At 55.4% G+C, this 26,971-nt stretch carries 25 protein-coding genes and 1 other annotated feature; of the genes, 10 read left to right on the top strand and 15 right to left on the bottom strand.

Annotation, left to right across the window (positions count from 1 at the left end):
- Positions 1 to 105 precede the first annotated feature (105 nt).
- Complete coding sequence (locus SJY36_RS04600) at positions 106 to 960, bottom strand: MurR/RpiR family transcriptional regulator (RefSeq protein WP_386173313.1); 855 nt, start codon at positions 958 to 960, stop codon at positions 106 to 108.
- A 174-nt stretch (positions 961 to 1,134) separates the two neighbouring features.
- On the opposite strand from SJY36_RS04600, the gene SJY36_RS04595 reads away from it, so the two are divergent.
- Both SJY36_RS04595 and SJY36_RS04590 read left to right on the top strand, forming a co-directional pair.
- Entirely contained in the window at positions 1,135 to 2,463 is a 1,329-nt protein-coding gene (locus SJY36_RS04595) for an aspartate aminotransferase family protein (protein WP_386173311.1), read from the top strand.
- Entirely contained in the window at positions 2,460 to 3,239 is a 780-nt protein-coding gene (locus SJY36_RS04590; RefSeq protein ID WP_386173309.1) for a 3-keto-5-aminohexanoate cleavage protein, read from the top strand. Before SJY36_RS04595 ends, SJY36_RS04590 begins: the two co-directional genes overlap by 4 nt.
- Before the next feature lie 355 nt (positions 3,240 to 3,594).
- Here SJY36_RS04590 and SJY36_RS04585 read toward each other — a convergent pair whose 3' ends face one another.
- The 5 genes from SJY36_RS04585 to SJY36_RS04565 form a co-directional block, all read right to left on the bottom strand.
- Positions 3,595 to 5,145, bottom strand: coding sequence for a TniQ family protein (locus tag SJY36_RS04585; RefSeq protein WP_386173307.1), 1,551 nt, complete (start codon positions 5,143 to 5,145; stop codon positions 3,595 to 3,597).
- The gene (locus SJY36_RS04580) at positions 5,145 to 6,113 is read right to left on the bottom strand and encodes a TniB family NTP-binding protein (protein ID WP_386173305.1); all 969 of its coding nucleotides are present in this window, start codon (positions 6,111 to 6,113) and stop codon (positions 5,145 to 5,147) included. Before SJY36_RS04580 ends, SJY36_RS04585 begins: the two co-directional genes overlap by 1 nt.
- A gap of 2 nt (positions 6,114 to 6,115) precedes the next feature.
- A complete protein-coding gene (locus SJY36_RS04575; protein WP_386173303.1) occupies positions 6,116 to 8,323 on the bottom strand; it encodes a Mu transposase C-terminal domain-containing protein in 2,208 nt (735 codons plus the stop codon).
- A gap of 92 nt (positions 8,324 to 8,415) precedes the next feature.
- Entirely contained in the window at positions 8,416 to 8,577 is a 162-nt protein-coding gene (locus SJY36_RS04570) for a hypothetical protein (RefSeq protein WP_386173301.1), read from the bottom strand.
- Positions 8,578 to 8,708: 131 nt separating this feature from the next.
- The gene (locus tag SJY36_RS04565) at positions 8,709 to 9,356 is read right to left on the bottom strand and encodes a hypothetical protein (RefSeq protein WP_386173299.1); all 648 of its coding nucleotides are present in this window, start codon (positions 9,354 to 9,356) and stop codon (positions 8,709 to 8,711) included.
- 23 nt (positions 9,357 to 9,379) lie between these two features.
- Between SJY36_RS04565 and SJY36_RS04560 the strand changes: the two genes are divergently transcribed.
- A protein-coding gene (locus SJY36_RS04560; protein WP_386172136.1) for an IS3 family transposase occupies positions 9,380 to 10,614 on the top strand; the annotation gives its coding sequence in 2 pieces (ribosomal slippage) (positions 9,380 to 9,674 and positions 9,674 to 10,614; 1,236 coding nt in all).
- Positions 9,667 to 9,783, top strand: a sequence feature (AL1L pseudoknot). Its footprint overlaps the gene before it by 117 nt.
- Positions 10,615 to 10,932: 318 nt before the next feature.
- Here the strand turns inward: SJY36_RS04560 and SJY36_RS04555 are convergent.
- The 6 genes from SJY36_RS04555 to SJY36_RS04530 form a co-directional block, all read right to left on the bottom strand.
- Complete coding sequence (locus SJY36_RS04555) at positions 10,933 to 11,535, bottom strand: plasmid pRiA4b ORF-3 family protein (protein WP_009827082.1); 603 nt, start codon at positions 11,533 to 11,535, stop codon at positions 10,933 to 10,935.
- A complete protein-coding gene (locus SJY36_RS04550) occupies positions 11,532 to 13,172 on the bottom strand; it encodes an IS66 family transposase (protein ID WP_386173297.1) in 1,641 nt (546 codons plus the stop codon). Before SJY36_RS04550 ends, SJY36_RS04555 begins: the two co-directional genes overlap by 4 nt.
- A gap of 59 nt (positions 13,173 to 13,231) precedes the next feature.
- Positions 13,232 to 13,582: an IS66 family insertion sequence element accessory protein TnpB gene (gene tnpB / locus SJY36_RS04545; RefSeq protein ID WP_009827084.1), complete on the bottom strand. Its 351-nt coding sequence runs from the start codon at positions 13,580 to 13,582 to the stop codon at positions 13,232 to 13,234.
- Complete coding sequence (locus tag SJY36_RS04540) at positions 13,579 to 13,974, bottom strand: IS66-like element accessory protein TnpA (RefSeq protein WP_009827085.1); 396 nt, start codon at positions 13,972 to 13,974, stop codon at positions 13,579 to 13,581. The genes tnpB and SJY36_RS04540 overlap by 4 nt, the downstream gene beginning before the upstream one ends.
- Before the next feature lie 940 nt (positions 13,975 to 14,914).
- Positions 14,915 to 15,487 (bottom strand): transposase, encoded by a 573-nt coding sequence (locus SJY36_RS04535; protein ID WP_386173294.1) that lies wholly within the window; start codon positions 15,485 to 15,487, stop codon positions 14,915 to 14,917.
- 164 nt (positions 15,488 to 15,651) lie between these two features.
- A complete protein-coding gene (locus SJY36_RS04530) occupies positions 15,652 to 15,975 on the bottom strand; it encodes a hypothetical protein (protein WP_386173292.1) in 324 nt (107 codons plus the stop codon).
- Positions 15,976 to 16,126: 151 nt separating this feature from the next.
- On the opposite strand from SJY36_RS04530, the gene SJY36_RS04525 reads away from it, so the two are divergent.
- Positions 16,127 to 16,315: a hypothetical protein gene (locus SJY36_RS04525; RefSeq protein WP_386173290.1), complete on the top strand. Its 189-nt coding sequence runs from the start codon at positions 16,127 to 16,129 to the stop codon at positions 16,313 to 16,315.
- Positions 16,316 to 16,559: 244 nt separating this feature from the next.
- On the opposite strand, the gene SJY36_RS04520 is transcribed toward SJY36_RS04525, so the two are convergent.
- Entirely contained in the window at positions 16,560 to 17,483 is a 924-nt protein-coding gene (locus tag SJY36_RS04520; RefSeq protein WP_386173288.1) for an alpha/beta hydrolase, read from the bottom strand.
- Between the two features lie 293 nt (positions 17,484 to 17,776).
- Here SJY36_RS04520 and SJY36_RS04515 point away from each other — a divergent pair, with 293 nt between their 5' ends.
- Positions 17,777 to 19,456, top strand: a complete 1,680-nt coding sequence (locus SJY36_RS04515) for a hypothetical protein (protein WP_386173286.1) — start codon at positions 17,777 to 17,779, stop codon at positions 19,454 to 19,456.
- Positions 19,457 to 19,474: 18 nt separating this feature from the next.
- Here SJY36_RS04515 and SJY36_RS04510 read toward each other — a convergent pair whose 3' ends face one another.
- Complete coding sequence (locus SJY36_RS04510; RefSeq protein WP_386173284.1) at positions 19,475 to 21,211, bottom strand: ATP-binding protein; 1,737 nt, start codon at positions 21,209 to 21,211, stop codon at positions 19,475 to 19,477.
- 30 nt (positions 21,212 to 21,241) lie between these two features.
- Positions 21,242 to 21,784 (bottom strand): heme NO-binding domain-containing protein, encoded by a 543-nt coding sequence (locus SJY36_RS04505; RefSeq protein ID WP_386173282.1) that lies wholly within the window; start codon positions 21,782 to 21,784, stop codon positions 21,242 to 21,244.
- Between the two features lie 294 nt (positions 21,785 to 22,078).
- Here SJY36_RS04505 and SJY36_RS04500 point away from each other — a divergent pair, with 294 nt between their 5' ends.
- Genes SJY36_RS04500 through SJY36_RS04480 form a run of 5 tightly spaced genes read left to right on the top strand, consistent with a single transcriptional unit; the run spans position 22,079 to position 26,970 of the window.
- Positions 22,079 to 23,254 (top strand): PP2C family protein-serine/threonine phosphatase, encoded by a 1,176-nt coding sequence (locus SJY36_RS04500; protein ID WP_386173280.1) that lies wholly within the window; start codon positions 22,079 to 22,081, stop codon positions 23,252 to 23,254.
- A 2-nt stretch (positions 23,255 to 23,256) separates the two neighbouring features.
- Positions 23,257 to 23,601, top strand: coding sequence for an STAS domain-containing protein (locus SJY36_RS04495; RefSeq protein ID WP_353628481.1), 345 nt, complete (start codon positions 23,257 to 23,259; stop codon positions 23,599 to 23,601).
- A gap of 17 nt (positions 23,602 to 23,618) precedes the next feature.
- The gene (locus SJY36_RS04490; protein WP_386173277.1) at positions 23,619 to 24,053 is read left to right on the top strand and encodes an ATP-binding protein; all 435 of its coding nucleotides are present in this window, start codon (positions 23,619 to 23,621) and stop codon (positions 24,051 to 24,053) included.
- Positions 24,050 to 25,822 (top strand): DUF3131 domain-containing protein, encoded by a 1,773-nt coding sequence (locus tag SJY36_RS04485; protein ID WP_386173275.1) that lies wholly within the window; start codon positions 24,050 to 24,052, stop codon positions 25,820 to 25,822. The genes SJY36_RS04490 and SJY36_RS04485 overlap by 4 nt, the downstream gene beginning before the upstream one ends.
- Positions 25,819 to 26,970: an acyltransferase gene (locus tag SJY36_RS04480; RefSeq protein ID WP_386173273.1), complete on the top strand. Its 1,152-nt coding sequence runs from the start codon at positions 25,819 to 25,821 to the stop codon at positions 26,968 to 26,970. The genes SJY36_RS04485 and SJY36_RS04480 overlap by 4 nt, the downstream gene beginning before the upstream one ends.
- Position 26,971 lies beyond the last annotated feature (1 nt).

Below are 26,971 nucleotides of genomic sequence, written 5' to 3'. Positions count from 1 at the left end.
CATCGTCGCGCTGGACGAAAGCGACCTGCGGTCCACGGGGTTGATCACCGGTGGCTCTGCCGTGGCATTGGGCCTGCCGGATGATTTTCATCCGCGCAAGACACCTCAAAAGTCGTAGCCGCCATACTGTCGGATACGGTCCTCGAAGCTCGATACCCGCTCTGCCGCGTCATCCGAACGCGCGGCCATTCCGACCAGCAGCATCTCCACCGCTAGAAACGCCGAATTGAGCGACGGCAGGAAATGGGGTCCGGCCATGGGCAGCGGTACCACTTTCCAAGCGCCAACCGCGATCGGGGAGGCATGACTGTCCGTCAGCGCCAGAACCCGCGCGCCGCGGGACTGGGCGATCTGGCAGGCCTGAACCACCTCTGCCGCGTAGTGTTCATAGGTGATCCCGACGATAATATCCTCGGACGTGGCCTGAGACAGTACATCGACAATGCCCCCCGGCAGGGTCGGCACGTCTACGAAATTCGGAAACGCCATCCCGCCCACATACGAGAAATAATGCGCGATCGCATAGCAGCTGCGCACGCCGACCACATAGACTTTGCGCGCCCCGAGCAACGGGTCGATGCACGCGTTAAGCGTGTCCAGAATATCTGCCGAGAAAAGCATCGCCGTGTTTTTACCATGCGCTTCCATGAGCGCGGCAAACGCGCTGTCGCGATGTTCGTGTCTTAGTGTCTGGGCACGCGCGCCGTAGTTTGGCGCAGGTGTCTGGATCGTTGCCTGCACATCCGTGCGGAAGGCGTCAAAGCTGGTATAGCCAAGCTCCTTCGCCATACGGGTCACGGTATTTGGATTGACCCCTGCCTGCTTTGCCAGCCCGCGAATCGAGCTAAAGGCCACGAGAGAAAGGTTATCCAGAAGCCACCGCGCAAAGGACCGAAGCGCGGGCGTTCCTTGCGCACTTACCTGTGACAAGCGGTCTTTCAGCGTTTCATCGTTGCTCATCAAACCCTTACCTTTTGTTTATGCGTGCCGGGGTTCACGCCCCTGTCACACCCGATGCACAGTAAAAATACATTTGCTTAATCTATGGCAATAAAATAATACAAACGCATCATCGCGCAGACAAGTGCTGATGTCACGTCACCCAAAGCGCGTCTTCAAGCAAGGACTACAGTCATGAAAAGTCATATCTTCGGCAGATCCACCAAAGGCGCGCTGCCGGTCGCCACCAAGGGGGATGGCTGCTATCTGATCGATGCGGACGGACGCAGATATCTTGATGGTTCGGGCGGCGCTGCTGTTTCCTGTCTGGGGCATTCAAATCAGGCTGTCCGCGCTGCCCTCCACGCCCAGATTGACCAGCTTGCCTTCGCGCACACCGGCTTTTTCACGTCCGATCCGGCAGAGCGTTTGGCCGATCGCCTGGTCGAGAACGCGCCGGCGGGCATTGATCGGGTATATCTCGTCTCTGGGGGCTCCGAAGCGGTCGAGGCATCGATCAAGCTCGCGCGGCAGTATTTTCTGGAAATCGGGCAGCCCAAGCGCCACCGCGTCATTGCCCGCCGCCAAAGCTATCACGGGAATACATTGGGCGCTTTGGCAGCTGGGGGGAATGCGTGGCGTCGTACCCAGTTCGCACCCCTGCTTGCCGACACCACCCATATCAGCCCCTGCTATGAGTACCGCGACCGGCAGGACGGCGAAACGCAAGAGGCCTACGGCCTGCGCGTGGCGAATGAGCTGGAAACCGAAATCCTGCGGCTTGGCCCTGATACGGTGATGGCCTTCCTCGCGGAGCCTGTGGTGGGTGCGACCTCGGGCGCGGTACCTGCCGTGCCGGGATATCTCAAGCGCATCCGCGAGATTTGCGACCAATATGGCGTGCTGCTGATCCTGGACGAGGTGATGTGCGGCATGGGCCGTACCGGCAAACTGTTCGCCTGCACCGAGGACGGCGTCGCCCCGGACATGATCACCATCGCCAAAGGTCTTGGGGCGGGCTATCAACCGATCGGCGCGCTGCTGACCTCGGCCGCCATCTATGATGCGATTGCGGCGGGCACCGGTTTCTTCCAGCACGGCCACACCTATATGGGCCACGCCTTGGCGGCCACGGCGGCCAATGCCGTGCTTAGCGAAATTCTGGACCGCGACCTGCTGTCCCATGTCACCACCCAGGGCGACAAGCTTGACGCAGCACTAAGGGCGCAGTTCGGCGATCATGACAACATCGGCGATATACGCGGGCGCGGGTTGTTCCGCGGGATCGAACTGGTTGCCGACCGCAGCACCAAAGCACCGTTCGATCCGTCCCGTGGCCTTGCCGCGCGGATCAAGAAGGAGGCCTTTGCCGCCGGTCTGATCTGCTATCCGATGTCTGGCACAATCGATGGCCAATACGGCGACCACGTGCTGCTCGCGCCGCCGTTTATCATCGAGGATGCGCAGATCGATGAGCTGGTGGGCAAGCTATCAACGGCCATCGACAAGGCGCTTGCCGCATGACCGCATTGCCCAGATTTATGGTCGCGCCGAATGGGGCGCGGCTGACCAAGGCGGACCACCCCGCCCTCCCCGTCACCATAGAAGAGACGGTCGCCTGCGCGCTGGCCTGCCATGCCGCGGGTGCCGATGGCCTTCATGCGCATGTGCGCGATACCAAGCAACGGCATGTTCTGGACGTCGGGCTTTATGCCGAGCTTCTGAGCGAGCTCGGCCAGCGCGCCCCTGACCTCTATGTTCAGATCACCAGCGAGGCCGCGGGCCGCTTTACCCCCGCTGAACAACGCCATCTGGTCGAAACCCTGAAACCGCGCGCCGTGTCGGTCGCGCTGCGCGAGATCACGGCCAATCAAGACAATGCCGTCACCCGACGGTTCTTTGCCATGTGCGCCGAAGCGAAGATCGACGTTCAACACATTCTCTATGACGCCGCGGATATTGCCCATCTTGCCCGGCTTGTCGCGCAAGGCGATGTCCCCTGCGACGGGCTGAAGACCCTGATCGTTCTGGGGCGTTATACCAACGGCCAGACCAGCACACCCACGGAAGTCGCAGCACTGGCACAAAGGCTAAAATCGGCCTTGCCGGACGCAGACTGGGCCGCCTGCGCCTTCGGGCCAGAAGAAACCGCCTGCCTGATCGAGGCCATGCGCCACGGCGGCAAGACCCGGATCGGGTTCGAGAACAACCGCTTGAACGCAGACGGACAAGTCGCGGCAAACAATGCCGAGAGGGTCACCGAACTGGTAACAAAGGCCAAGCGCGCTGGATTTGCGTGACCGTTATCGTGAGACGCAAATCCAGCGGGTTCGGTGAGGGTCTTGAACGCTAACTCGAAGCAACAGCACACACAGGCCCGCGGCCTTGATTGTGCATTCAACTGCAGATCTGGGGGATCCGAAAATTGGACGAAGTGGTTTGAGGAATACGGGTGAGGTTTTGAAACCTTGTGGCGACATAGCAAAACGTGACCATTCTATCATTCTCGGGCGCTGATTTCATTGGATAATTTTTGTCCACCGGCGGCCAAGATGACCTTTTGCACAGATCAAATGGCCATCAAAAGTCCGAAAAAAAGCCGCCCGCAGGCGGCATTTTGGAGAAGCGTGTGGCTTTCAAGCCACTGAAGCCCGCTCACCCCATCCAGAACCGAATCTCGTCAGACGCATCGGGCGGCGGGTCTTCGATGCATACCATGATCTCATCCGGTGAAACCAAGACTGCTTCGAACCCGTGGCAACCCTGTAGCCGATAGACCGTTTGCAGGAATTGGCCAAATAGCATTTCGAGAATTGCCCGTAATGTGACCCGGGATTTCTCAGCAGCTTTGGCTAGGTGGACGTGAGTTTCGGGAGGCTCCTCTACAAGCGGGCCGAAACCTTCGATGAACTTGAGCGTCCGTTGAACCGACATTCCGTCGATCGACTTCCCCAGCTTGCTTTGCAGCTGACCGTGGTCTTGTATTCTCGTCAGCTGTCCTAGTGAAATCAACTCAGCCACGATCGGGCGGGACGCGGAGAGCATATCAGGCACCTGTGTCACCGGTACCGCGCGCTTTGCCCTGTCGATCAGGACCTTCGCCTTGGCATAGTCGGCAACCACATTCCGAGCGCTTTTCTGCTCCTCTCCAACCTCAATCACCCCGGCGACGCGTAGGACATTGGCCAGTGTTTTCGAATGCAATCCCTCAGCCTTCGCGATCGACGTGATGCTCGACAACCGCGGATGTTCCACTGCCTTGCCGAGCAAGATCTGGCCCGGGACCAGGGGAACATGTTCGACGATGACGTCTCGAACGATGTCGCGGATTGGCCCCGGATCTTTGGTCAATCGGCTGGCAAACAGCCACCCGTAGAGCATGCCGAATGCGCTGCGTGGGCTCGGATGCCCGTTCTGACGGAGACAGCCTGTGAGGGTTTCAGCCAGAACCGTCCGAATTGCCTCAGGACCATTCTCCAACAATGACCAACCGGTGCGGCCCGCAGCGTCCCACATGTCTTCCGTCATCTCGGCGGCCTTTGTGGCGGGCCCGTAATGCAATAGGCCACCCAGCATTTCACCGGCACGGCAAACTTGGTCGACCCTCTGACCGTCCAGAAAGGCAGGGCCAGTCTCACCCGCGAACCGGCGTTCCAAATATGTCTGCAAAGGAGACGGCTCTCTCCGGGCACGTTTCTTCGCAACCTCCAGCTGCTCCGCGAGTGCTTCCGGCACGGCCTGAAGCTCGTGGATCATGTCGCTCCACTTTCCCATGCGGATGTCGCTCATTGGCAGATTGTGTTTCGGACAGGTCCGATATGGCGCAAGCCGCCATTGAACCCGGTGACGCATCGCTTCACCGGGATGTTGATGGCCGTCGACGTCCTCAGCAATGCAGAGCGGACAAAACCGAGTGACCGGCCCCGTGGTGAACTCTGCTGAGAATTCCTCGTCACAAAGTTCGAAGCGACGATGTCCGACCGCGACGATACTGTCGCGGATAACCTCTGCAGGATCTGCGCCAGCCTTCGCACAGAGCCTCTCCACTGCGTCCCGCTTGCCACGCGCAAGATCGGCAACCGGGATCCCCAGATCGTTCAGGAACGGTACAACACGGCCTCCCGTATGGAAGGCCGCCTGCCGCGATGCCCATGACATCGGCGTTTCACCGATACGGAACGCGATCTTCGGAAACAGCGCACTCATCAAGTGCGCCCCTTGCCTGAACGGCGCTTGGGAAAGGCAACAGCCTCATCATCCGCGTCCGGCTTGAGAAGCAGGTAGTGGTCCGCATAGAAGACATTCTGCGATGCGACACATGCCTCGTTCATCGCATAGGCGGAGGCAAAGTCGTCGATCGTCAAATGCTCCGCATTGCGGGCAATCGCAAACTCCATGGCAACCAGCAAGAGCTCGACAGCGCGGCCAAAGCGATACCGTGCGCCATGGAAAACGCGTGCAACAAGGTCGGCTTCCACCGGCGGCTCAAGATCGACCCGCGCACAGTAGTCCGCCAACACCGTGCGGAACATGTTTCCGTGCGCCGCCTCGGTGAGCTCCGGCAAAACCATCGCGGTGAACCGACGTTTCACCTGGGGGTCGGTCCGAATGACCTGTGCAAGATCTTCGGTGCCAGACAGAATGACGGCGACAGCATCATCGCCCTGCATCAGCGACTTGAGGGCCCGCAGAATGGCCTTTCGATCCGCGCAAAACAGATCCTGGGCCTCATCGATCCAAAGTACAGCGACGCCCAGCTTGCTCAGTCGATGGCGAAAGAGCTGCCAGAGAGACCATGCCTCTTGCCGCGGATTTGCATCGGGATATCCGGACCGTTCCAGCAGCGCGAGGGTCATGCTCTTGAAGGTTGCAGGACTGGGCACAGGACATGCAATGACACGCGGCACCCCATCTTCGGCCGGAGCCAGTTCCGGGATCTTCTTCAGCGTACGGTCCATCAGGTGCGACTTCCCACTGCCGGGATCCCCTACCAACATCATTCCACGGGTCTCCCCAGTCTTGGTGAAAAAGCGGGCTGTGGGGAGGAGATGGCCCTCCCCGTCCCGTGCGAGGAGCCGCTTGACATGCAGGGCAGCCTCAGCATCCCAATCCAACCCGATGTGCAGTTTGCGGACCGCGTCCAGAGCGGCGTCCTTGTTGACGAAATCCTTCATGATCAGTCCTCCTCGATCGTGATGTTGGTTGGCTTGGCGGGCAGGTCCCCGGTCATTGTCGCACCGCCAGACGGCTTCTTCGGCGCGTTGTGATCCATGGGAACACCCGTCAATTCTTCCGTGGACGGAATGTGATGGCCCAGTTCGCCCTTCTGCTGCGAAGGCGCCTTGCGCTCGAAGAACTCGACCCCTGCCAACAGATCCCGCTCGGCGCGCTCCATGCGCTCCTCAGACCAATCTTCAAGGTTCAGGCTGGATGCCTGCTTGGCTTGCTCATTGAGGTCGTTGATGGCCTTGATGGCTTCGCGCACCGCCACGTTGTCCAACCGGTTCGAGGTCGGGTTCGCGGAACGTGTGCGCCGAATGGCCGTCAGCCAGGTCTGTGCAGCTACCCCCTTAAGGGAAGTATCCAGGGCCGGAACCTCGAACCATTCCTTGCCCAACCGGACCGAAATCGCGCCCATATCTTTAGGGTGCCACCGCACATCAACCATGTGCGGATCCTTGCGGCGCATATAGGTCTGTAGGTGTTCAGCCTGGTAGCGGACCCCGAGGATCGTGATTCCGGTCTTGTCGAGGCGATACTGACGCTGCTGCCCGAAACACAGGCGCATCATCTCCATGTCCGGCGGAGGCAGAACCCCGTATTCCTTGCTCAATCGACGCCATGCCTTGACCGGGGTCTCACCGCCCAGTCCACCGTGGGGCGTGTTGTGATAGATGTCTGTCACCCAGCGGATCAGAGCGAAGGTGAAATCATCCAGGGTAAGAACAGCCCGCTTTTCCGGATCGGCATCACCTTTTTCCAGAATGCTGCTGAAGGTGTGGCCGGCCAATCGCGGTGCGAAATCGCTGGCGACTGTGCCAAACACCCGCTCAATCATACCCCGGTTCTCCGGCACACCGTTCATCGCCATTTCCCACGCGACGCCGAGATCGCTAGCCGACATGCGAAACCGCTGCGACTTGAAGGCTGCGCCGCCGTCGAAAACGATCAGTTCAGGCGTGCCATGCATGTCCCAAGGCGTCATGCCACCTACAGCATCCGTCCACGCGCCTTTGTTGGTCGTGATCATTTGGAGAAGCTGAACGGCCGCTTCCTCCCCTGGATTGCGGCTCAGCACCATGCCGACGATGCAGCGCGTGGCACAACAGATTGCAGCCGTAAGGGTCCAGCGTGCGGCCTTTTTGCGCTTCTTCTTCCCGGACTCGTCTTCCTCTCCCTCGACATGCAAACCCAGAGAACGCTTTTCGTCGTCCTCCAAAAGGTCGTACATTCCGCTGGTCTGCATCAGCGTCATAACATCGACGGTCCATTCGTCGATCTCCACGCGCTCCAGAGGCCGTGTCACTGAAATACCGTTCATAACCGGGCGAAACTTTTTGCGCGCAGCGGCTTCCCCGTTGCGAGCCAATTCGACCTGATAGGGATCGAGCGCCCGAATGGCACGGCGCACGGTTTCACGGCTCGGAATGGTAAGCGGGGATTGCCCGTTCGCCACGCGTTGCTCGTTGCGATCACGAAAACTGAGCTGAACCTCCTCATGAATATGCTTGATCGATGGCTTTTCAGGAGAGAGGTACTTGCGCACTTCTTTCATCATCAGTCCGATCGCCTCCGGCCCCATCCGGTTCGACCGGTTTCCGCGGCTGTCGATCCGATCAACCAGACCGCCCCGGCCAAATTCTTCCATCGCACTCAACCAACGACGCAATGTTCGCGGCGACGGAGGAATGCTGAAATCCTCGGATTTAGGCAGCTTCGCCTTCCCCGAGGGGTTAAGATTATCCGCAAGCTGAACTGCCCGTGCCACCAGAAATGGCTCATTAGCTTTCAGAGACAGATCGGTTTTTTTCAGCAAGCCCTCGCTGTGCATCTCCAAGAGAGCCTCAGAATACGCCTCCCGTTTAGACTTCCGCGTTTTATGGCTACCCACGAGGCAACCATCTGCGACGGTCATTCTCAAATGGCGCTTTACCGCAAAGTGCGGGTCAAAATACCCGCGCTCTACCCGGATTGCATGAGCATTGCCGAGGCGCTGCATGTCCTTATGCGTGAATTGCTGCGCAAGCTGGGACTCGTCATCGCGGACAAACACAAAGCCGACTTCCGTCTCTTGATGAAGCCGGTACCCGACGCCTTCGACAGTGACACGATCGAATTTACCAAAGGCGTAGTGGGCGTTTTCGTTAGTGAACGAGAGATCCATGGGAATTTCCTTTCAAGGGATCGGACGGCATGAGGCCGCAGGGAAGCTGCCTGCGTAGGCAAGCGAATGAACTCGTAGGTAGGTTTGAGACCTCAGAGCGTTGTCGGAAGGGTCTCGGACAAATCCTCGAACCATGCGTCGAACTCCACGCGCTCCAGCGGATGGCGCGCGCGGTAGAAACCGCTGGCAAAATCAGGCGTCTGGTCGCCAATCGGCTCAATGGCGCAAGGGGCATCATACAAAATGCAGGTCATGCTGTGTCCTTTCATCAGGCATAGAGAGGTCAAACCCAGGCGAAGGTCGCCTCGGTGGATTCAGGAAAAGGGGGGGGTGAAGATCGGCTACGCCAATTCGCTTAGCGCTAGCCGACCTTCCGAGAGAACGATCAGATCATGCGTGTCCGGATGACTTCCGTGCTGCGCTCAATGCGCTCATGGCGCAGCATCTGGAGGTGCCCGGAACGGATCAGGCGAACGACCGCCCGAAAACCCATCCCTTCGAGGCGGGTTCGATCTACCAGATCACCAACTGTTGTGACGATGGCAGCATCGGCCAACGCATCCAGAACAACCGGATCGGCGAAGTCATCTGGACGACGGACCGAGTGAAACAGCTTCGCATTGTGCAACTCGATCGGGCATACATTCTCTTCAGTGAACAGGCGGAAATCGTCCAAAAAGCACTGGGCAATGGACTGCTCTTTGATACGCGCAAGCTTACACTGATAAGCATGGCTAACCCGGCTCGTAGGGCGAACGGCGTAACCGACGACGGCGCCATCAACCCGTGTGACGACGAGGTCGATGAAGTGGTCAAAATACTCGCCATGCTCATCATACCAGGAGAACTGCACCTGTTCGACGAGGTCGAGCGTTGTCGGTCGATAGCTGAGCAGCAGCGCTGCGTTGGTCTCAAGATGGCTTTCAGTGCCAAGGCGCACGCCTTCGTTTTCACCAAAGACGAGGCCACCGGTGAAATGCTTGGTTGAGCCAACTTGCGTCTTCTGAATCGCCCCGAGTTTGTCGGAGACCATCAACTTAAGTAAGGATGATGGTTATGACAAAAAGCAAAATGGCAAATCGCTACTCGCCAGAGGTCCGCGCTCGCGCGGTCCGAATGGTGTTCGAGCATCAAGGCTCCTACGAAACGCAGGCGGGCGCGATCGCGGCCATTGCACCCAAGATCGGCTGTATTCCCCAAACCTTGAGCGGATGGGTCAAGCAGGCTGAGAAGGACAGCGGCATGCGCGACGGAGTGACAACCGAAGAGCGTGATCGCATCAAGACGCTGGAACGGGAAAACCGTGAGCTGCGCCAAGCGAATGAAATTCTCCGCAAGGCATCAGCTTATTTTGCGCAGGCGGAACTCGACCGCCCACTCAAGCGATGATCGGCTTCATTGATGATCAAAGGGCTGTTTACGGTGTCGAGTCAATCTGCAGGGTGTTGCCGATTGCGCCGTCAACTTATTACCATCGTCTGGCATGCCTCGCTGATCCGGCCAAAGCTTCTGCCCGGTATCAGCGGGATACAGAGCTGCGCCCGGAGATCAAACGTGTCTGGGATGAGAATTATCAGGTCTACGGGGTGCGCAAGGCCTGGCATCAGTTGAAACGTGAGGGCTTTGAGGTTGCAAGATGCACGGTGCAACGGTTGATGAAACAGATTGGCATCCGTGGGGCTGTGCGGGGCAAGGTGGTCAAAACAACCGTGCCTGACACGTCAGCGCCTTGTCCGCGTGACAAGGTGAACCGCGTGTTCCGAGCACCAGCTCCGAACCTTCTCTGGGTCAGCGATTTTACGTATGTGTCGACGTGGCAGGGCTTTGTCTATGTGGCCTTCGTCATCGATACGTTTGCTGATCGCATCGTCGGATGGCGGGTCTCACGATCCGCCAAAACGGACTTTGTTCTCGATGCTTTGGAGCAGGCCCTGCATGACCGACGGCCGGTCCAGAAAAGTGGATTGGTTCACCATTCGGATCGCGGCGGTCAATATTTGTCCATTCGTTACACCGAGCGTTTGGCTGAGGCTGGCATCGAACCGTCGGTAGGCAGCGTCGGGGATTCCTATGATAACGCCCTCGCTGAGACAATTAACGGTCTCTACAAAACAGAGCTGGTCCATCGCCAAGGACCGTGGCGCAACATGCAGGATCTGGAACTGGCCACCCTCGGCTGGGTCGATTGGTTCAACAACCGGCGTCTACTTGGTCCCATCGGAAACATCCCGCCAGCAGAGGCTGAACAGAACTTCTATGCACAGCACGACGTGCTCGATATGGTCGCGTGAAATGAAGCTATAGGTCTCCGGTAAATCCGGGGCAATTCATTCCTGTTGCCGCGGCTGAATTCGGGAAGGCGGATACCGCCAGAGGAGAAGTGATAGGACATGATCGTCTCTTTCTTTCGAACATGGAAAAGGGAGCGCTCCCCCGGAGAAGCCGGAAGGCGGTTGATCCCAGCTGCCGCTCATCAGGTCGACCGAACGCGCGAAGCGCCGACTACGACACGGATGAAGACATGCCTCTCCCGTTCCGATCCGAAAATCATTTGGGTGGGATCCGTCATGCGTAAGCATTCGGCGAAGGCCGTGGGCGCGCCGTATTGATCAGAGGCGTTTGGGTGCGGCTTTTGGTTTGCGCGGTTTCGGGGCCCATTTCTTTGCAAGACGCTCGAAGTTATCGAGGATGCGGCCGATCTCTGCCTCATCCGGGTCGAACTGCCCCCCATACCATTCCAGCATCTGGCTGTGTTCTTCGTGCTTGGGGTCGGCTATGGCATCGAGGAAGTCAGCGTAGCCGGAGAAGCCACCCACATCCTCCGGAGGGCAAGCACCGATAGCCCTGACAAGGCGTGGATATGCGGCGCCCGCGATAGAGCCATCGATTTTCTCGATCTTGATCACGTGGTGCCAGTTGTCGCCAAAGTCATAGATGTAATGGATGGTCTTGGTTCCCACATCTTCGATCACGTCAAGCAGGCTGGTTTTGCTGGCGGGCATCGGGCCATCGTAAAAACCATCTGGGTCTGGCACGCCCCAGCCGCTGCCACCGGCTCTGAACTCATACAAGTGACTGTCAGTCCATCCCATGGCAGCCTGGATCACATCATGCAGGCGGTTCAGCTTGATCTTGAGGGGCACATCAAAGCGTCGAAGCACCTGAGGCTCGACATCGGACAATGTGACCTTGATGCGCGCGACCAGCGTCATGCAGCAATCCTCTTCAATCCTATGGCGGCCTTCCAATTCCAGGGTAACAGCTCTGGCAAGCGTGACACAGGCATCTCGGGCAGTCGCGCCAAGACGTCTGCCATCCATGCCTGCGGGTCGATGTCGTTCATCTTTGCTGTGACAATGAGGGTATACATGAAGGCTGCCCTGTCGCCACCGCGTTCAGACCCTGCAAAAAGCCATGACTTTCTGCCCAATGCGATCCCTCTGAGCGCCCGTTCGGCGGCATTGTTCGTGAGGCAGAGACGCCCGTCATCAAGGAATGCGGTGAAGGCCTCCCAGCGACCTGTGCCCTCGAGCATGTAGTTGATCGCCTTGGCAACTGGGTTGTGCTTTGACATCCGAGCCCGCTCGGCCTGCATCCAATCATGCAGATCATTGACCATCGGCGCTACCCACTGCTGGCGAGCTTCACGACGCGCTGCATCTGACAGGCCGGTGATGTTACGCTCGGCCGCAAAGATCGCATCGATCCGCGTCACAGCGTCCAGCGCGATGGGCGAGATTTCTTTTGCTACCTTTTTACCTTTGCGGGCTATGGCCTTGATGTCGGCCAGTTCAAAGAACTTGCGTCTTGCGTGGCTCCAACACAGCGCACTACGGACCGGGCCCGGGCTACGATCTGCGAGATACAAATCATTGTAGCCGCCATAGACGTCCGACTGAAGAACACCGTGCCATTCGGCCAGATGCCGTGTCGGGTGTTCTTTCCGGCGATCTGTTGAGAAGTGGAAGAGTGCGGCAGGTGGCGCACCCCCACCCCACGGTCGATCGTCGCGCACATAGGTCCACAGTCGCGCCGTTTTTGCGCCACCACGCGCCAGTAGCGGCACGGTGGTATCGTCACCATGCAAACGGCCAGCATCCAGCACGTGGCGCGCGATTAACGCATGAATGGGGGCCAGCGCCACACAGGTATGGCCGATCAGATCAGCCAAGGTGGACAGGCTCAGATCAATCCCCTCCCGTGCAATGCGCTCGGATTGCCGGTTCAAAGGTTGATGTTGTCCATACTTGTCGAAGGCGATCATCGCGATCAGTTGCGGCCCTGCCCAACCGCGCGGAATGGCGTGGAACGGGGCCGGCGGTTGGCTGATCTTCTCGCAAGCTCGGCAAGTGAACTTCTCGCGGACCGTTTGGATCACCTTCCACTGGCGGGGGATCACCTCCAGCGTCTCGGTGACATCTTCACCCATCTTTACGATCCGGTCCGAGCCACAGCAGGTGCAGGCGGCAGGTGCTTCGACGACGACCCGCTCGCGAGGCAAATGATCGGGGAACGGTTTGCGCACGGGCTTGCGTCGCGTGAAGACACGCACGGCGTTCGCCTTGTCCGCAGCATGCTCAGCTGCCAGCGCATCCTCGGTTGCGGCCGCTTCCAATTCCTCAAGCTGCAATTCCAGCTGATCAATCAGCCGCGTGCGACGCTCGGAGGTGATGCCATATTTGTCACGCCGAAGCTTGGCGATCTCCAGCTTCAATTCTTGGATCATTGCGTCTGTGCAGGAGGCCAGAGCGCGAGCCTGCGCCAATTCGGTTTCCGCAGCCTGCGCACGGGCGGTCTGCGCGGCAAGTGCAGCGCTTAATCTGGCAATTTCGGAAGCGGCGTCGGACATCGCAAATATTTACCACAGAAGCCGCTAAATACCAATAAAAACAGGCGCTTCAGCATAAATTATCCAGCCGCGTTGGGCCTTTGCGTCCAGCGTGGATTGCGCCAATCTATCCCCTCAAGAAGATAGCCCAACTGCGCCGCAGATATCGCAACAGCCGTCCCGTCTTGGCTCACCGGCCAGATGAACTTCCCCGCCTCAAGACGCTTCAAATATAACGACATGCCCACCCCGTCATGCCAGAGCAGCTTCACCAGGTCACCCTTTCGACCTCTGAAGCAAAAGATCTCGCCCGCATGCGGATCACGCCCAAGCCCCTGTTGCACTGTCAGCGCCAAAGTATTCATGCCTCGGCGCATATCCGTCACACCACCTGCAATCCACACCTTCGTTCCAGCCGGAAACGCGATCATGACCGCACCATCAAGCCGTTAAGCAGCTGCGCAGCAGCTTCCATGTCAAAACCTGACGGGATCGCCACACGACACCGCTTTCCGAGATCAATAGTCATGACAGGAGCTTGCGGCGCTGGCGCAGTGTCAGTGCCATCAGAAGCATCTTCGATCTTCATAACGCGCAAAAATTGCGGGCCAGAACCAAGCAATCCATTCTTATGGCGATAACGCCAATCATAAAGCTGAGACCGCGATACCTCATGGCGTCGTGCTACCTCCGCCACTGTCACGCCGTCGCCAAAGCTTTCCTCAACGATACGGATTTTTTCGTCATCAGACCAACGCCGGCGGCGGCCGGTATCAGAGACTGACAAAACTTGAATGCGGGGGGTGTCTTCGTGTGCGTCCATAAGGACACTCGATAAACGATCTCACAGCTCAGCAGCCAGACGGCCCTCGGCGGAGGTTTACCGTCATGCGTCGAAAAACCGATGTCCTTGAAACGACCGACCGTAGGTGGTACGTTCACGATGAAGACAGGAGGACTTCGGTCTTTCGAGGTAAGTCGCGGTCTGTTGGCGCAGGCCGCGATTTTAATTTTAGGGCCAAGTCATTGTTGTTCCTTTCAGGTGTTTGGTTTTCGTCGTTGGCTGGGCTTAACGGTATCTCAAACTGTGGCTTGCGAATACTTTTTTCTGTTTTAAATCAGCGCCTTAAACAACGCTTATAAGTCCATTTTTCGCATATGGCACAGTAACCAGGTTTGTGCCGTTCGAAGATGGATTTGCGAAATGCTGCGTCATATCGTTCTTCGCCCATTCCATCTAACCATGCGAAAATAATTCTGACTTTTTCAGTCAGAAATTTTTTCCGCGACATGAGCGGTCATCAATGTTCGAAAACGAAGCTCTGGAGGTACGCTGATCTGGCTCTGATTCGCAGGTAACCACCAACCGATGGTTCAGCTTTTTCAGTGGACAGCAGAAAGGTAGCGATCGTTCAGCTTTCCGCCTATGTGTTCCGTTCCCTGGCATTGTCTTCCTTTCTACGAGGCAAGCCATTTGTTTTTGGCTTGGTGCGTTTCGATAAAGCTAGAAGTGCTCAATCGAGTTTGGAAGTGCTGCCGGGCTTGTTTTTGTTCACTTGAGTCAGGTTGGGCGGTAGGTTTTTATGCACTTGAAACAGGTCGATACGCCAGCCTGCCAGTAGTGCTGCGACCGACTAGTTCGTTGTAGCCCACGCACTGAAATGATCGGCGTGCGAAACTGGCGGCGAGACATGTGAGAACACGGGATCTTCTCAGGCTAAGTTGAGCGCCCGCTTGATGCGGAGGGAAATTCAGCATCATGCTTACTTACCAAATTTTAGCGAGCTGTCCTTAAGATCCTCGAAATCATAGTAGTTCAGGAGATCCTCCAGACGGTCGCCGTTGTAGAGGTATTCGTCGAAGTCTTCATTGCAAAGCAAGCTTCCCCAAAAGCCACCCATCGGTTTTTTCAGCTCCTCGAACATTTCCAAACGCAGCGTGCGGGCGGGCCGATAACTGAGGCCAACAAGCTTTGCGAACCGACTGATCGTTTGGATGTGTGGTTTGTTGCCCGCCATGGTTTCAATAATAAACTCGGCGCCCTTGAAGCAACCAAGTAAGGACGCCCGCTTTCCGTACATCTGGCTGACAGATCTGCCTGTGTATTGGTGTCGACAATTCGGACACTCATATTTACGTCGCGTCTTTATGATCCAGATGTCACCTTCGAAATCACACTTCGGGCATCGATACCCAAGCTTCCAGATCGTTTGGAATAGGACTTCCTCACAGTCTTCTTCCGTCAAGTATCGATCGGCAACTTTGCCCGGTTGGAGATTTGCGCTTAGGCCACGCCAGTGCTGGATATCAACTTCATCATCACTGATCCGAAGCATTACACTGTTTTCCCCGCAAAAGTCACGAAAGACAGAGGCATATGCCGCAGCGGGCCTAAGGAGCGGGTGATTTCGGCAAGGCTTTGAGGCTTGCAAATCCGGTGGTTGCGCTTCTGGAGAGACCAATTTGAGTTTTCGGCAAACATACGTTTGTTTTCATCCCCTTAGAAGTTCAACTCGTCATCGGATAATTTATCTTGAGCCGTCTGCAAAGGCGGGTTCAGCACATACTCAACCGCGCCCTCACGCGTTGCAAACTCGCCCCAAGACTTAGGGCGGGTATCCGTTGGTCCGATGTAAAATATCTCGCGACTCTCTCCTGTTTCGGCAATCCAAGGCTGTCTCACCCAAACGCGTTGGGCCTGGCTCTCCCAGCGCCGGATCGGGTCAATGTGGCCCATGAACGGCGGCTGCAGTGGATTTATCGGGATCCCCTGGATCTCCGCCTCTGCGAATATCGGCCCTTCTTTGGTGTCGATCCTGATCATCTCATGGCTTCTCGGCAGACCCGTTCTCTCTGTAGCAGACCTCCGCGTCGTCGCGATCTCGCCCGAAATCCACATCTTTGTCGGCTTCTCATATCTTCTTCCTTTGCAGGATGGAGGAAAGCACCCTAGTCTGTGGCAAAGGACACGAGAAATGCCTGATAAGCAATCGAAACCGGCCAACCTGAACCTGAAGATCACCGAGGACGAGCGGTGGGACTTCAAGGAGTTCTGCGTCAGCCACCGGATGAGCCAGGTGAACGGCTTCCGGCTGGCGTTCAGGTTGATGAAAGAGCATTTCGAGGCAGAAGACAAGTCAGCCCGTCAGGGCAAGAAGAACTAAACAGTCTCCGGTAAAACCGGGGCGGTTCACACCTCATGTACCGCTCACAGACATATTCCTTTGAAAGAATCTGGAGTTAGCCTGCCAGATTCTAAACGCGCTTCATCCCACTTGCCAATCTTCCAGCGTTTCACGGACGTTTCTTAATGTGCCAAACGGCGTTCAAGTAAGACACTCATCTGTAAGCCGGCCATTCAGGATTTTGTTGAAATCGCTATATTGAGATCAACGTTAAGCGCGTGGGCTACTCACCATAGCCCCGCGTAAAAACAGCATCGATGTGAAAAATTGCCTCTTCAAGTGATTGTCTCCAGAAAATCCAATCGTGACTGCCTTCGCTAACCAAAAATCTGTGTTTGATGCCAGCGTCTAGCAAAGTGATGTGCAATTCGGCCGCGCCCTGAAAAAACGGATCATCTGCGCCCATATTAAAATACAAGCGCGGGATACGACCAAAGTTGCTTTTGTCCACGGCAGACACGAGCACTGAGGGGGAGATAGCTTGCCAACTCGAATTCAGCCGATCTTCGCCGCTTAGACTAGGCCCCAACACTCCCGCGTACCGGCTTTCATAGGCTTCAGGAGACAGCGCAAGAACCTGATCCTTCGTTCGAAACGCAACACTCAGGGCCGCGCTTCCAGCAAAGTCATAGGGTTTTTTTAAATTATATAGAGTGGCTGCTACGCCGCCCATGGAGATACCAAGGACCGCGCGCGCATCTCCGGTACCCAGGGCTCGATGTCGCTTCTCGACCGCAGGGATAAAATCCTCGAAGAACATCGTCTCCCAATTCAACCCGCCATCATGATCGTTTAGGAAATATGTCGCGACATTGTTGGATTCGTTTCTACGACCGTCGGGTGCCACCGCAATGAATGGCCGGATAGCTCCCTCAGAAATCAACCGATCTAATAGCTGATCCAGACCGGCGAGCGTGAACCAGTCACTTGGCCGGCCGCTTCCACCCCCGTGTAAAAGGTAAAGCACAGGGTAGGAGCGGTTGTCCGTTTCGTACCCCGGAGGAAGATACAGCGAGTAATTTACAGGCCGTGCAAAATTATCACTCCCTACCGCGTTCTCAAATCGCACTTCAGGTATCGCAACAGTTGCCATTAGCAAGAGAAGGATACTGTGACAGATCAAACTGGCAGCCTTTTGTACATTCATGCGTGCGACATCCTATCAGGTCATCCTATTCAGTATGGCAAATTATTTCTCTGCCATCAGCCTTGCTAAATTCTCTATGGAAAAGTGGCAGCATGATGGACATGAGACAAATAAAAACGCATCGCCTCAAGTAACGTGATCTATTAGCTATAACTAGCAACTCTGGCTAAACACGTCTTTGAGCCATTATTGTACTTTGGTAAGTTGCATTGGTGTCCGCCGCCCACCATCCTCCAAAACAGAAATACCCGTGCGATAGGGAAAACCTCGAATACTGTTAAAGGCAAAGTAGCATGCCAGTCGATCAGTCAGAAACCGTGACGTCCGGTGCATCGCAACGCCGTCAAAGCTTGTTCCATCGAGTATCGATCTCGAGCCTCTGCAATGGCGGTGCATTCGTGTGCTCAATCTCTTTGGGATGTGCAACGATGATTCAGGCGCAGCCACTGGCTGAAAGCTCCGTTTCCGAACTATCGACCGGCCCCGTAACTAGTGTCACCACTATTAACACCACGGATCCTGCCATTCCTTCGGCACGGGAAGTCGTTCAAGACCTGCCAAGCGCGCTGCATTTATCGCGCCACCAACGGGGCGAGATCAACGGACTGCGCTACGTCCTTTTTCCAGATGGAAGCGGAAAGGTTATGCACGCAAAGCAACTGAGCAGTGCCCTGTTTCGGTTGTCGTGTAAGAAGGGCGTCGCTTGCACCGTCTATGGCGCGGATGGCGATACGTTTGTGGTTCCCGCCGTCGGTGGCCCGCGGCCTGTCATGCCTCCGGCTCCCTCGGGGAAAGCGTTAGCACAGTACCTATCCGAGTGGATCCTGTCCGGAACCGGGACTCCTATCTCAGAGCCTATCGCGCCCCCCCCGCAGCGGATCGATGAAAGACGCGTAGCCCAGGTGCAAAGCCCTCAATCCACAAACTCCGCCGACGGCACCGCTGATGCTGGGAAAGAAACGGCGGCAGTGACTGCAGTACCGCGCGACCAGAACGCCCTTGGAACGGCGGGGTCAGAGACAGAAGCCGCGCCGGTCGCTCCGGCGGGGATTACAGACGAGGCGGATACCCAATTCCTCGTACCGTTAGAGCAACCCGCTCATCTACCGTGTACAATCGAGGATCCGGATGTGGATTGCAGCGAGCCGCAGCTGGAGAAATTGAATGCGATAAAAGCGGTTCAAACCACGACAAAGAAGGTCAAAACGGCATCTTCATCCGTGGCAAGACAGACCTCGCCTCGGAGGGCCAATGTTGTCACTCGAGGGTCAGATCCGTCCCTCGCGCCGTCGGGAGAGGAAACTTTCTTCAAACGGATCAACCTTGCCTGTTCTATTACCGGAAGTGTGACACTCCGCTACAAGCACCACGACACAGGCGCGAAGCGGTTTGGCAAACCACGCGCTAGTTTGTCTTGTGGGGCGCGATTGTCCGAAAAACTCTCGCTACGTGCGTCCGTGATCGGGTATGCTGACACCAAGGAGAAGTCGCCATCCGATGCAGAGTTCACCTATGCTTTATCTTATAAGGCCACTAAAAATATCACGCTGAGTTACTCAAATTATTCTGGCCGCTTCGACGGCACCAACGCCTCATTTTTTGGCTCACTCATATCTGGAGCGCTTCGCGCCAGTTATAGCTTGCCGAAAATTAAACTGCCGAATGAGAAGGTCATAGGCTGTTCCACAAGCGTCAACTTGCTGGACCTTGAGTATGGCTCCCTGAACTTGTTCTGCAGCTACGCCGTAACAGACCGGCTGCGCATCAGCGGGACGGCCTACGCCTATCTGCCCGGAAAACAAGACCCCTGGGATCCGGACTTTGCTTACGGGATAAGCTACAAGATCAGCGATGATTGGAGTGTGACCTACAGCAATTATGCAAACAATCGCTTTTTCTGGAACCAAAGTCAAAATTCCGGTGAGGGTATTTGGGGCGGAACTATCTCTGTAGCCTACAAATTTAACTTTTAACCTCTACTGTGTAATGTATCATGCGAGCGTCCGAAGATCCGCGAGTTCATTTCGAATATTATTAACGCAATCTCGCGGATTTCCGTTACCCAAAGGCGTTTCCTCAAGAAGTTTTGCCCACTCGGCGATGTTGTTGAATCCCAGCATCAGCGAAGAACCCTTGATTGAGTGAGCTTCAGCTTTCACCGTATTTGCATCGCCCTCTTCAAACGCAGTTTCCAAACGCTCGAAACGCCTGGAACAATCGTCCACATACTTGTGGGCAAGCTGGATCAATTTCTCTTCGGTAAAAAGCTCTCGAATGTCACTCAAGCTGCGATCGGACATCCGGTCAAGTATCGAAGCACTTTGCACGTTAGTACCCAAAGCTCCCTCCGCCACCAAACTTGCTTGTTTGTCTGAGCTAGGTGTTTGCCCGCATAACGCGATCTCTAGCGCGAATTTAAGTTCTAGGAACGGAATAGGCTTAGATAAGATAGTCTCGATTCCCACTACTTTGGCTTCTTCTTCAATAGCATCCATCAGGTGCGCTGTGAGTGCGATGATTGGAGGATAACTGAACGCGCCCCATTTCTCACGAATACGCTGCGTGGCCTCTAGTCCGTCCATTTCAGGCATGGCGACGTCCATTAGTACTAGATCGTACTTTTTGGGATCAAACATTTTCACTGCAACACGACCATTTTCTGCAAGGTCACTTACAAGGTTTAAACGATCAGCGTAGGCTAGCAAAAGTTTTTGATTGACTATGTTATCTTCGGCAATAAGCACCCGCTTCCCGTCGAGAGCGTTACCATTGGGCTGATCCCGCCTCTCCGTGTCAGAAGCGACATTGGTAATTTCACCGGTTTCGACAGGAAGCTCGAACCAAAACGTAGATCCAACGCCGACCTCGCTAATCAAACCAATCGCACCACCTGAGCCCTCAATAATTCGTTTACAGATGGCTAGGCCGAGGCCCGTACCCTGAGCCGCGGCGGTCAAAGAGTTGGATACCTGTGAAAAGTCCTTAAACAAATCGAGTTTGGCAGCATCCGAAATGCCAATACCCGAATCTTCAACTTCAACTCGAAGTAGACATCCTTTCGGATGCTTTGATGCCGAGGCACGAATATGGATTGGCCCTTCGGTGGAATACCGCAAAGCGTTAGAAACCAAGTTTGAGATGACTTGCCGGATGCGCGTTGCGTCCCCGAAAAATATCTTGGGTACGTCGTGGGTAACCTCGATCTTCAGGTTGCGGTGTCGGGTCGTTTCATTGCTCCCCGCAAGCACGCATACGCTCTCAATCAACGCACGAATATCAACGTTTTCTCTCTCAAGAATAAATACACCAGCTTCCATCTTTGAAAAATCGAGAACATCATTCACGATCCTTCCCAAACTGATGCCCGCCGTGGACGCAAGCCTAAGGAGTTCTTTCTTTTCAGGATCTGTTTCGTCCATCTCCAACAGATCAATCATGCCCAGCATACCGCCAAGCGGCGTCCGTATCTCATGGCTCATCGTGGCTAGAAATCTGCTTTTTGCTTTTCCTGCAAGTTCGGCCTGTTTCAGCGCTTCTTCCAACTCTTCAGTGCGCACCCGCACCGCTTCTTCTAACTCCGATGAATAGGCACTAAGCTTTTCATTCGCCAAAAATAGTTCACGACTTTTCTGCTCCAACAGGTTTTCCGCTTCAGCTCGGGCCGCCTGCTCGCGCTGATAGCGCCGCCGAGAAACTGTAGTATTGATAGATGAGACTTCATTAGGCATTTCAAAACTTACCTCAAACGATACCAATGGTTATCCATTCAAACGAATATCGAAGTTCGTAGCATTTGCTGGATGCGGGGCGGGGCTACGTGCAATCTCTGCCGTTTGGCCGTAAAGTTCCAAGCAAGCTTCGACCATACCATGGCAAAATTCGACCAATGGACGTGGAGAAGAATAGGTAAGCACTAGGCGGTCATCGCTTATGCGATCCGTGGAGAACGCCGGAAGCTCGGCACTAGGGTATAATTTTTTAACCTCGACGTGAATTTGGCCGTCGACAGCTTCAAGAAGCGAGAAGCTATCGGCCTTGCCCTCAAACGATCCGCCGAAGTTTTCGACGAAGTGATTCATCATCCAGTGCCCAAACATGCGCTGTAGCTTTTCCGAGCTAATACCCGATAACTCGCTGAATGCAGTCACAATTTTGATAAGTTCTGAGCAAGGATAATTTCCTACCGTGGTAAACGCGCCGCCGTTGTCGAGATTTGCGTTATCTAACGCAATATCTACGACATCCTCGCCAAACGCATCTTCGGCCATTTTGATTAGTTCAACAAAAATAGTACCCTTCATATCGCCCCACTTTCATAAATGTTAACCTTCCCTCTTCAACAAGATGGTTATGGCGGAACCCACATATATCAGACCATTCATTTCCACCCTTCCAGAAGACAGTGTCAGTCTCTTGGGACCCGAGCCTGTTAACCTATACCCTTTGTTTACCTATCAGAGGAGCCCACCTGAAAATTGTCAAAATCAAGGTATTTTCACAATTTTTCACAATATCCCGCCAATCAAATGACAAAGTTCGGCTATTAAGTAGGAATCAGCAGGTGGACGTTATAAACTGAGGTTAGCAAACGCGGGATGGTAGAACGGCTGAAAATCATCGTTGCAGAGGATAATGCAGTTCAACGGCTATACCTCTCAAAACTGATCGAGAGTTTAGGGTATGAGGCAATTCCCGTCGACGATGGTCGTGCTGCGATCCAGCAACTAGTTGAAGCGAAAATACAAATTGTCATCAGCGATTATCAGATGCCCAATATGGACGGCATTCAGCTGACCCAAGCAGTGCGCGCGCTTGAATTGGACCATTACGTTTACATTATTATGATTACCGGTAGCGAGAACGAAGAACTTCGATCCAAGGCGCTAGACGCCGGGGTCGATGATTTTCTTGCTAAAACACGCAGCCCCATGAGTCTGAATGCCCGTATCCGTGCGGCGACGCGACTGATTCAACACGCGGATGAGCTTGCCGAACGGACAAGGATTCTTAAGGAATCCAACGACCGTATTCAGGCAGACCTGCGCGCCGCCGCCGCAGCGCAGCGCCGGCTTTTACCTGATTTTAAGGAAGAGATGTCTGGCTTCGACATTTCCTCGGCTTTCGTCCCCTCATCCTTTGTTTCGGGCGATATGTTTGGCTGCTTTCCTTTAAACGACGATACGCTCGGTTTCTACATGATAGACGTATCCGGCCACGGCGTTCACGCATCGCTTCTTTCGGTTGCACTGGGTTATCTCATCACGCCAGAATTTTTTCGAACATTTGCGCTGCGAGAAGGCCAGCCCCCTGATCCGGCAGCATTGGTCGCCAATCTGAACGACCGCTTCTTCAGCCCGGAGAACGACGAATATTTCACCATGTTCTGCGGCGTTATCGACACGGCAAGCGGCGAGTTGACCTATTGTCAGGCCGCCTACCCATCGCCCTGTTACGTTGATGAATCCGGTGCCGTAGACATGGTGGGCGACGGCGGCTTTCCCGTCGCGATGCTGCCGAGCCTGACCTACGAAAACAACACGATCCACCTTGCCAAAGGATGCACATTGGTCGTCTGCTCCGACGCGGTGACTGAGGCCGAGAACGAGATGGGCACCTCCTTCGGACTTGATCGTCTCAAACGCATGGTCGCCACAATGCCATTCGTCGGCGCAAAGCAAATGCCTGAGACGATCGTCCAGTCATTGACCGATTGGCGCGGCGGGAACACACTGGAAGACGACCTGACCGTTGTCGCTCTTAATAGGAACTGAGAATGATCTATACGACACAACATGACGATTCCATAACTGTCGTTCGCCCCGGCGTAGAGCGGCTGACAGCGCAGAACGCGACCGGGTTCAAAAACGAAGTCGTCGAACTGATTGATCAGGGCAACAGCCAAATCATTGTCGATTTTTCGCAGGTTTCTTTTCTGGATTCCTCTGGTTTGGGGGCACTGGTCGGGGTTTTGAAAAAAATTGGGCATCGTGGCGACTTGCTGGTTGCTGATCTTAACAGCGACGTGGAACAGATGTTCCGTATCTGCCGCATGGATCGGGTGCTTCCCATTCACCGAAACGTCGATGCAGCGCTCCAGTCGCTGCGAGAGCGCCAGTGAAGAGCCAATGCTACACGATGTCCAACGCCCTTGAGGCTGTGGATCCGATGGTCCAGCGTTTAAGCGCTGCGGTCGGGCAATCATTATCTGATACGACACGGTTCAAATTTGAGCTTTGCATCTCGGAGGCGCTGAACAACCTCGTGATCCACGCCCGTCCAATACCATCCGCGGCAGAGATCAATATTGAACTTACAGTCCAGCCCGCAGCAATATCGATAGAGATATTCGACCCCGCCGGCGCAGAGCCATTCGATCTGCGCGAAAAGGCAACCGATCTGTCGCAAATTGACGAAATGTCCGAAGGCGGCCGTGGGCTTGGCCTTATTATGGAATTCGCGAATGAGGTCGAATACGGCCCATCCGGCAACGGCCGCAGGCTATTGTTAGCATTTCGGGATATTGAACCCGATAGTACCACCATGCCCCCCGCAGAAGGAGCGTGCGAATGAGGCACCCTATGTCATTAAAATTCGTAAATTGCATTGCAGCAGCTTTTGTCGCCTTGGCCACCGCGCCGCTGGTTCAGGCCCAAGACACGTCAGAAGCCAAGCCCAAGGCAGAAGCTAAGGCCAAGGCAGAAGCTAAGGCCGAAAAGGTCACGATCGGCAATATCATTGTCGAAGGAACGCCTTACGACAGTATGACCATCCGCTCAACAGCGCCTTTGATCATCGATTTCAACGGTGATGGAAGTGCTCGAAATGAATGCAATCGCGGGGCGAGATTTGACAAGGAAAGACACTTTGGCCGCAACGGCCAGTTGACAGACCGCGAGTACGCGATGGCGCAGACCGCTTGGTCTTATTTTGAGAAGCGTTTTCAACCGGATACGGGACTGGTCAATGCCGTGGGTGCCTATCCTTCCACCACCCTATGGGACACGGCCTCTTATATCAGCGCTTTGGTTTCAGCCTATGAGCTTTGCGTAATCGACAAACGGGATTTCGACACCCGCGCAACCAAACTGCTCAATACGTTGCGCAATCTTGACCTGTACCAAGGTGAAGCCCCCAACAAGGTTTACAATGCCAAGACCGGCGAGAAAGTGAACTATGCAAATGAATCTGGCGAAGTCGGCATGTCTGCGCTTGATATCGGCCGGATGCTTGTGTGGCTTCGCATTTTGAAAGAACGCCACCCGCACCTGGCAAACAGTGTCGACAACGTTCCGATGCGGTGGAACTTCTGCAATCTTATCAATGAGGATGGCCGGATGTTCGGGTCATTCAAACGTGGTGACGGGTCCACACGCTATGTACAGGAGGGGCGTTTAGGCTATGAAGAATACGCCGCAAAAGGCTTTGCGCTTTGGGGTTTCGATGTCGACCGCGCCCTATCGCCGGAACCGCTGTCCTATACCACGATCTATGACGTCAAAGTGCCTTTCGACGGTCGCGATCCCCGCATTTTCAAGAACCAGAACTACGTACTAACCGAAGGCTACATTCTGGACGGTCTGGAACTAGGGTGGGACATTCCCTCCGACACAGACGGTGACGGCGAAACTGCCAGCCACGGTTGGCGGGCGGAATTCGCCAACCGCATTTATCTGGTGCAACAGCGCCGGTTCGAACAGACAGGCATCGTGACCGCGCGATCCGAGCATCAGGTCAACGGCAAGCCTTACTTTGTGTATGACACGATCTTTGCCGATGGTTATCCTTGGAATACGCTTGATCCTACGGGAGAATACCAACCCGACCGCGCCGCCATCGCCGCCAAAGCCGCAATCGGCATGTGGGCGCTGTGGGAGACGGACTATACGGACCTTCTGTTCGAAAGCGTTGCCGATCTGTCCGAGCCCGAATTAGGATTCTACGAAGGGCTCTATGAGAACGGCAATGGCTATATCCCGCTTCAATCGTCGAACAACAACGGCATCATCCTCGCGGCTCTTTTGTACAAGGTCCAAGGGCCGATCCTGAAAAAGGTAAACAACAATACGCAGACCTGGGATATGGCAAATATCGGGACTGATTTGCGCGACAACAAATGCCACCCGAACAAGATGATCAAAGAGGTGCCTTGCTGTGCCTGCGCGAACCCCAACCGCGTCGATCCCGTGATACCTGTGGAGGAGTTCACCTATTGCCGCCCCGTTCTGACAGGCGGGGAAATCGGGGCGACCGAATGCCAGCCGACCGAACATAAGATGCCGCCACCCAAAGTGCGTAAAGTGCTACCGAAATCCTGCCCGATCCCCGCTGCTAACCCATGAACCAGAGCAGCAAAACAAGACTGTTGTGGTTTGACGCAAACCGGGTTTTTGCGGCGATGGGCGTTGTGCTGATCCACTCCACCACGGATTTTTCGGGGCAGCCATTTGCCGATGCGGAACCTGCAGCGCGTCTTATTCCGGTGTTCTTGCGATCAATCGGCGAATTTTCGGGCTCCGAAATGTTCTTTATGTTTTCGCTTTTCCTGATGGCGATGCGGGTCGACAGGAAGATGCCAGGCTACGGAACGGCGATCGGACAACAAGCCAAACGGCTGCTGGTGCCTTTTGCTTTTTGGACGCTCTTCTATGTGTTCTTCCGTTTGGCGAAGGCAGAGGCGTTTGGCTACACGCCCTATATCTGGGATCAGATCGCCGACTTGAAGAACTGGGCGGGCTATCTCATCTTGGGCAAGTCCCAGTACCACATGCACTTTTTGCCCACGCTATTTGCCCTCTTCCTGTTCTATCCGGTGATGCGCGTCGCGATGCGCTATCCCATGTTCGGATTTGCCGTATTAGTGACCATAGGCGTCATGAACAGCGCGCAGGCATTTGTATGGAGCACAGGGATCGACCCCTTCTACCGCGACTACATCGTTCGCGCGCTGAAAATATTCGGCTATGTCGGATACGGGCTGGCGGCCTTCGCGATTTATGGCTTGTGGAAGGACGGCATTCCCAGAGGCGAGTCTCGCCTGATCCGACGCGCCGCGTTCTATTTCGTGGCCCTCGCCTATATTGCCACCTTACCCTTCTTCGCCATCGCCTATGAAACCGGCGGCTGGGGCATCCGAAACAATTGGGATTATTACGGGCATTTTCTGATGCCGGTCTTCGTGTTCTTTGTCTTTCTTGGCGGGCAGTTCTTACCGTGGTCAAAGCAGTGGTCGCTCTTTGCGAGGTTCAGTTTCGGCGTCTACCTAGTTCATCCTTTTGTGATCGACCTCTTCGATATCTTCGTGTTCAAAACGGGCCTGTCCCAGATGATGCAACCGTGGATGCTTGTCCTGTCCCGCTACGCCTTCGCGCTGCCGCTGTCTTTCGCCGTAGCCTACGGGCTTTCCAAGGGGGCCTTGGTGGCTTGGACGATCGGCCTTGGGCCGCTGCCTTGGGAACGGGGCAAGGCCAAACCGTTGGCTGGTGCATAGA

It is taken from the genome of Sulfitobacter sp. R86518, from assembly GCF_042466275.1.
In the GTDB taxonomy this organism is placed as follows: domain Bacteria; phylum Pseudomonadota; class Alphaproteobacteria; order Rhodobacterales; family Rhodobacteraceae; genus Sulfitobacter; species Sulfitobacter pontiacus.
Note: the sequence above shows the minus strand (reverse complement) of the source record. Positions and strands in the feature narration are given on the sequence as shown.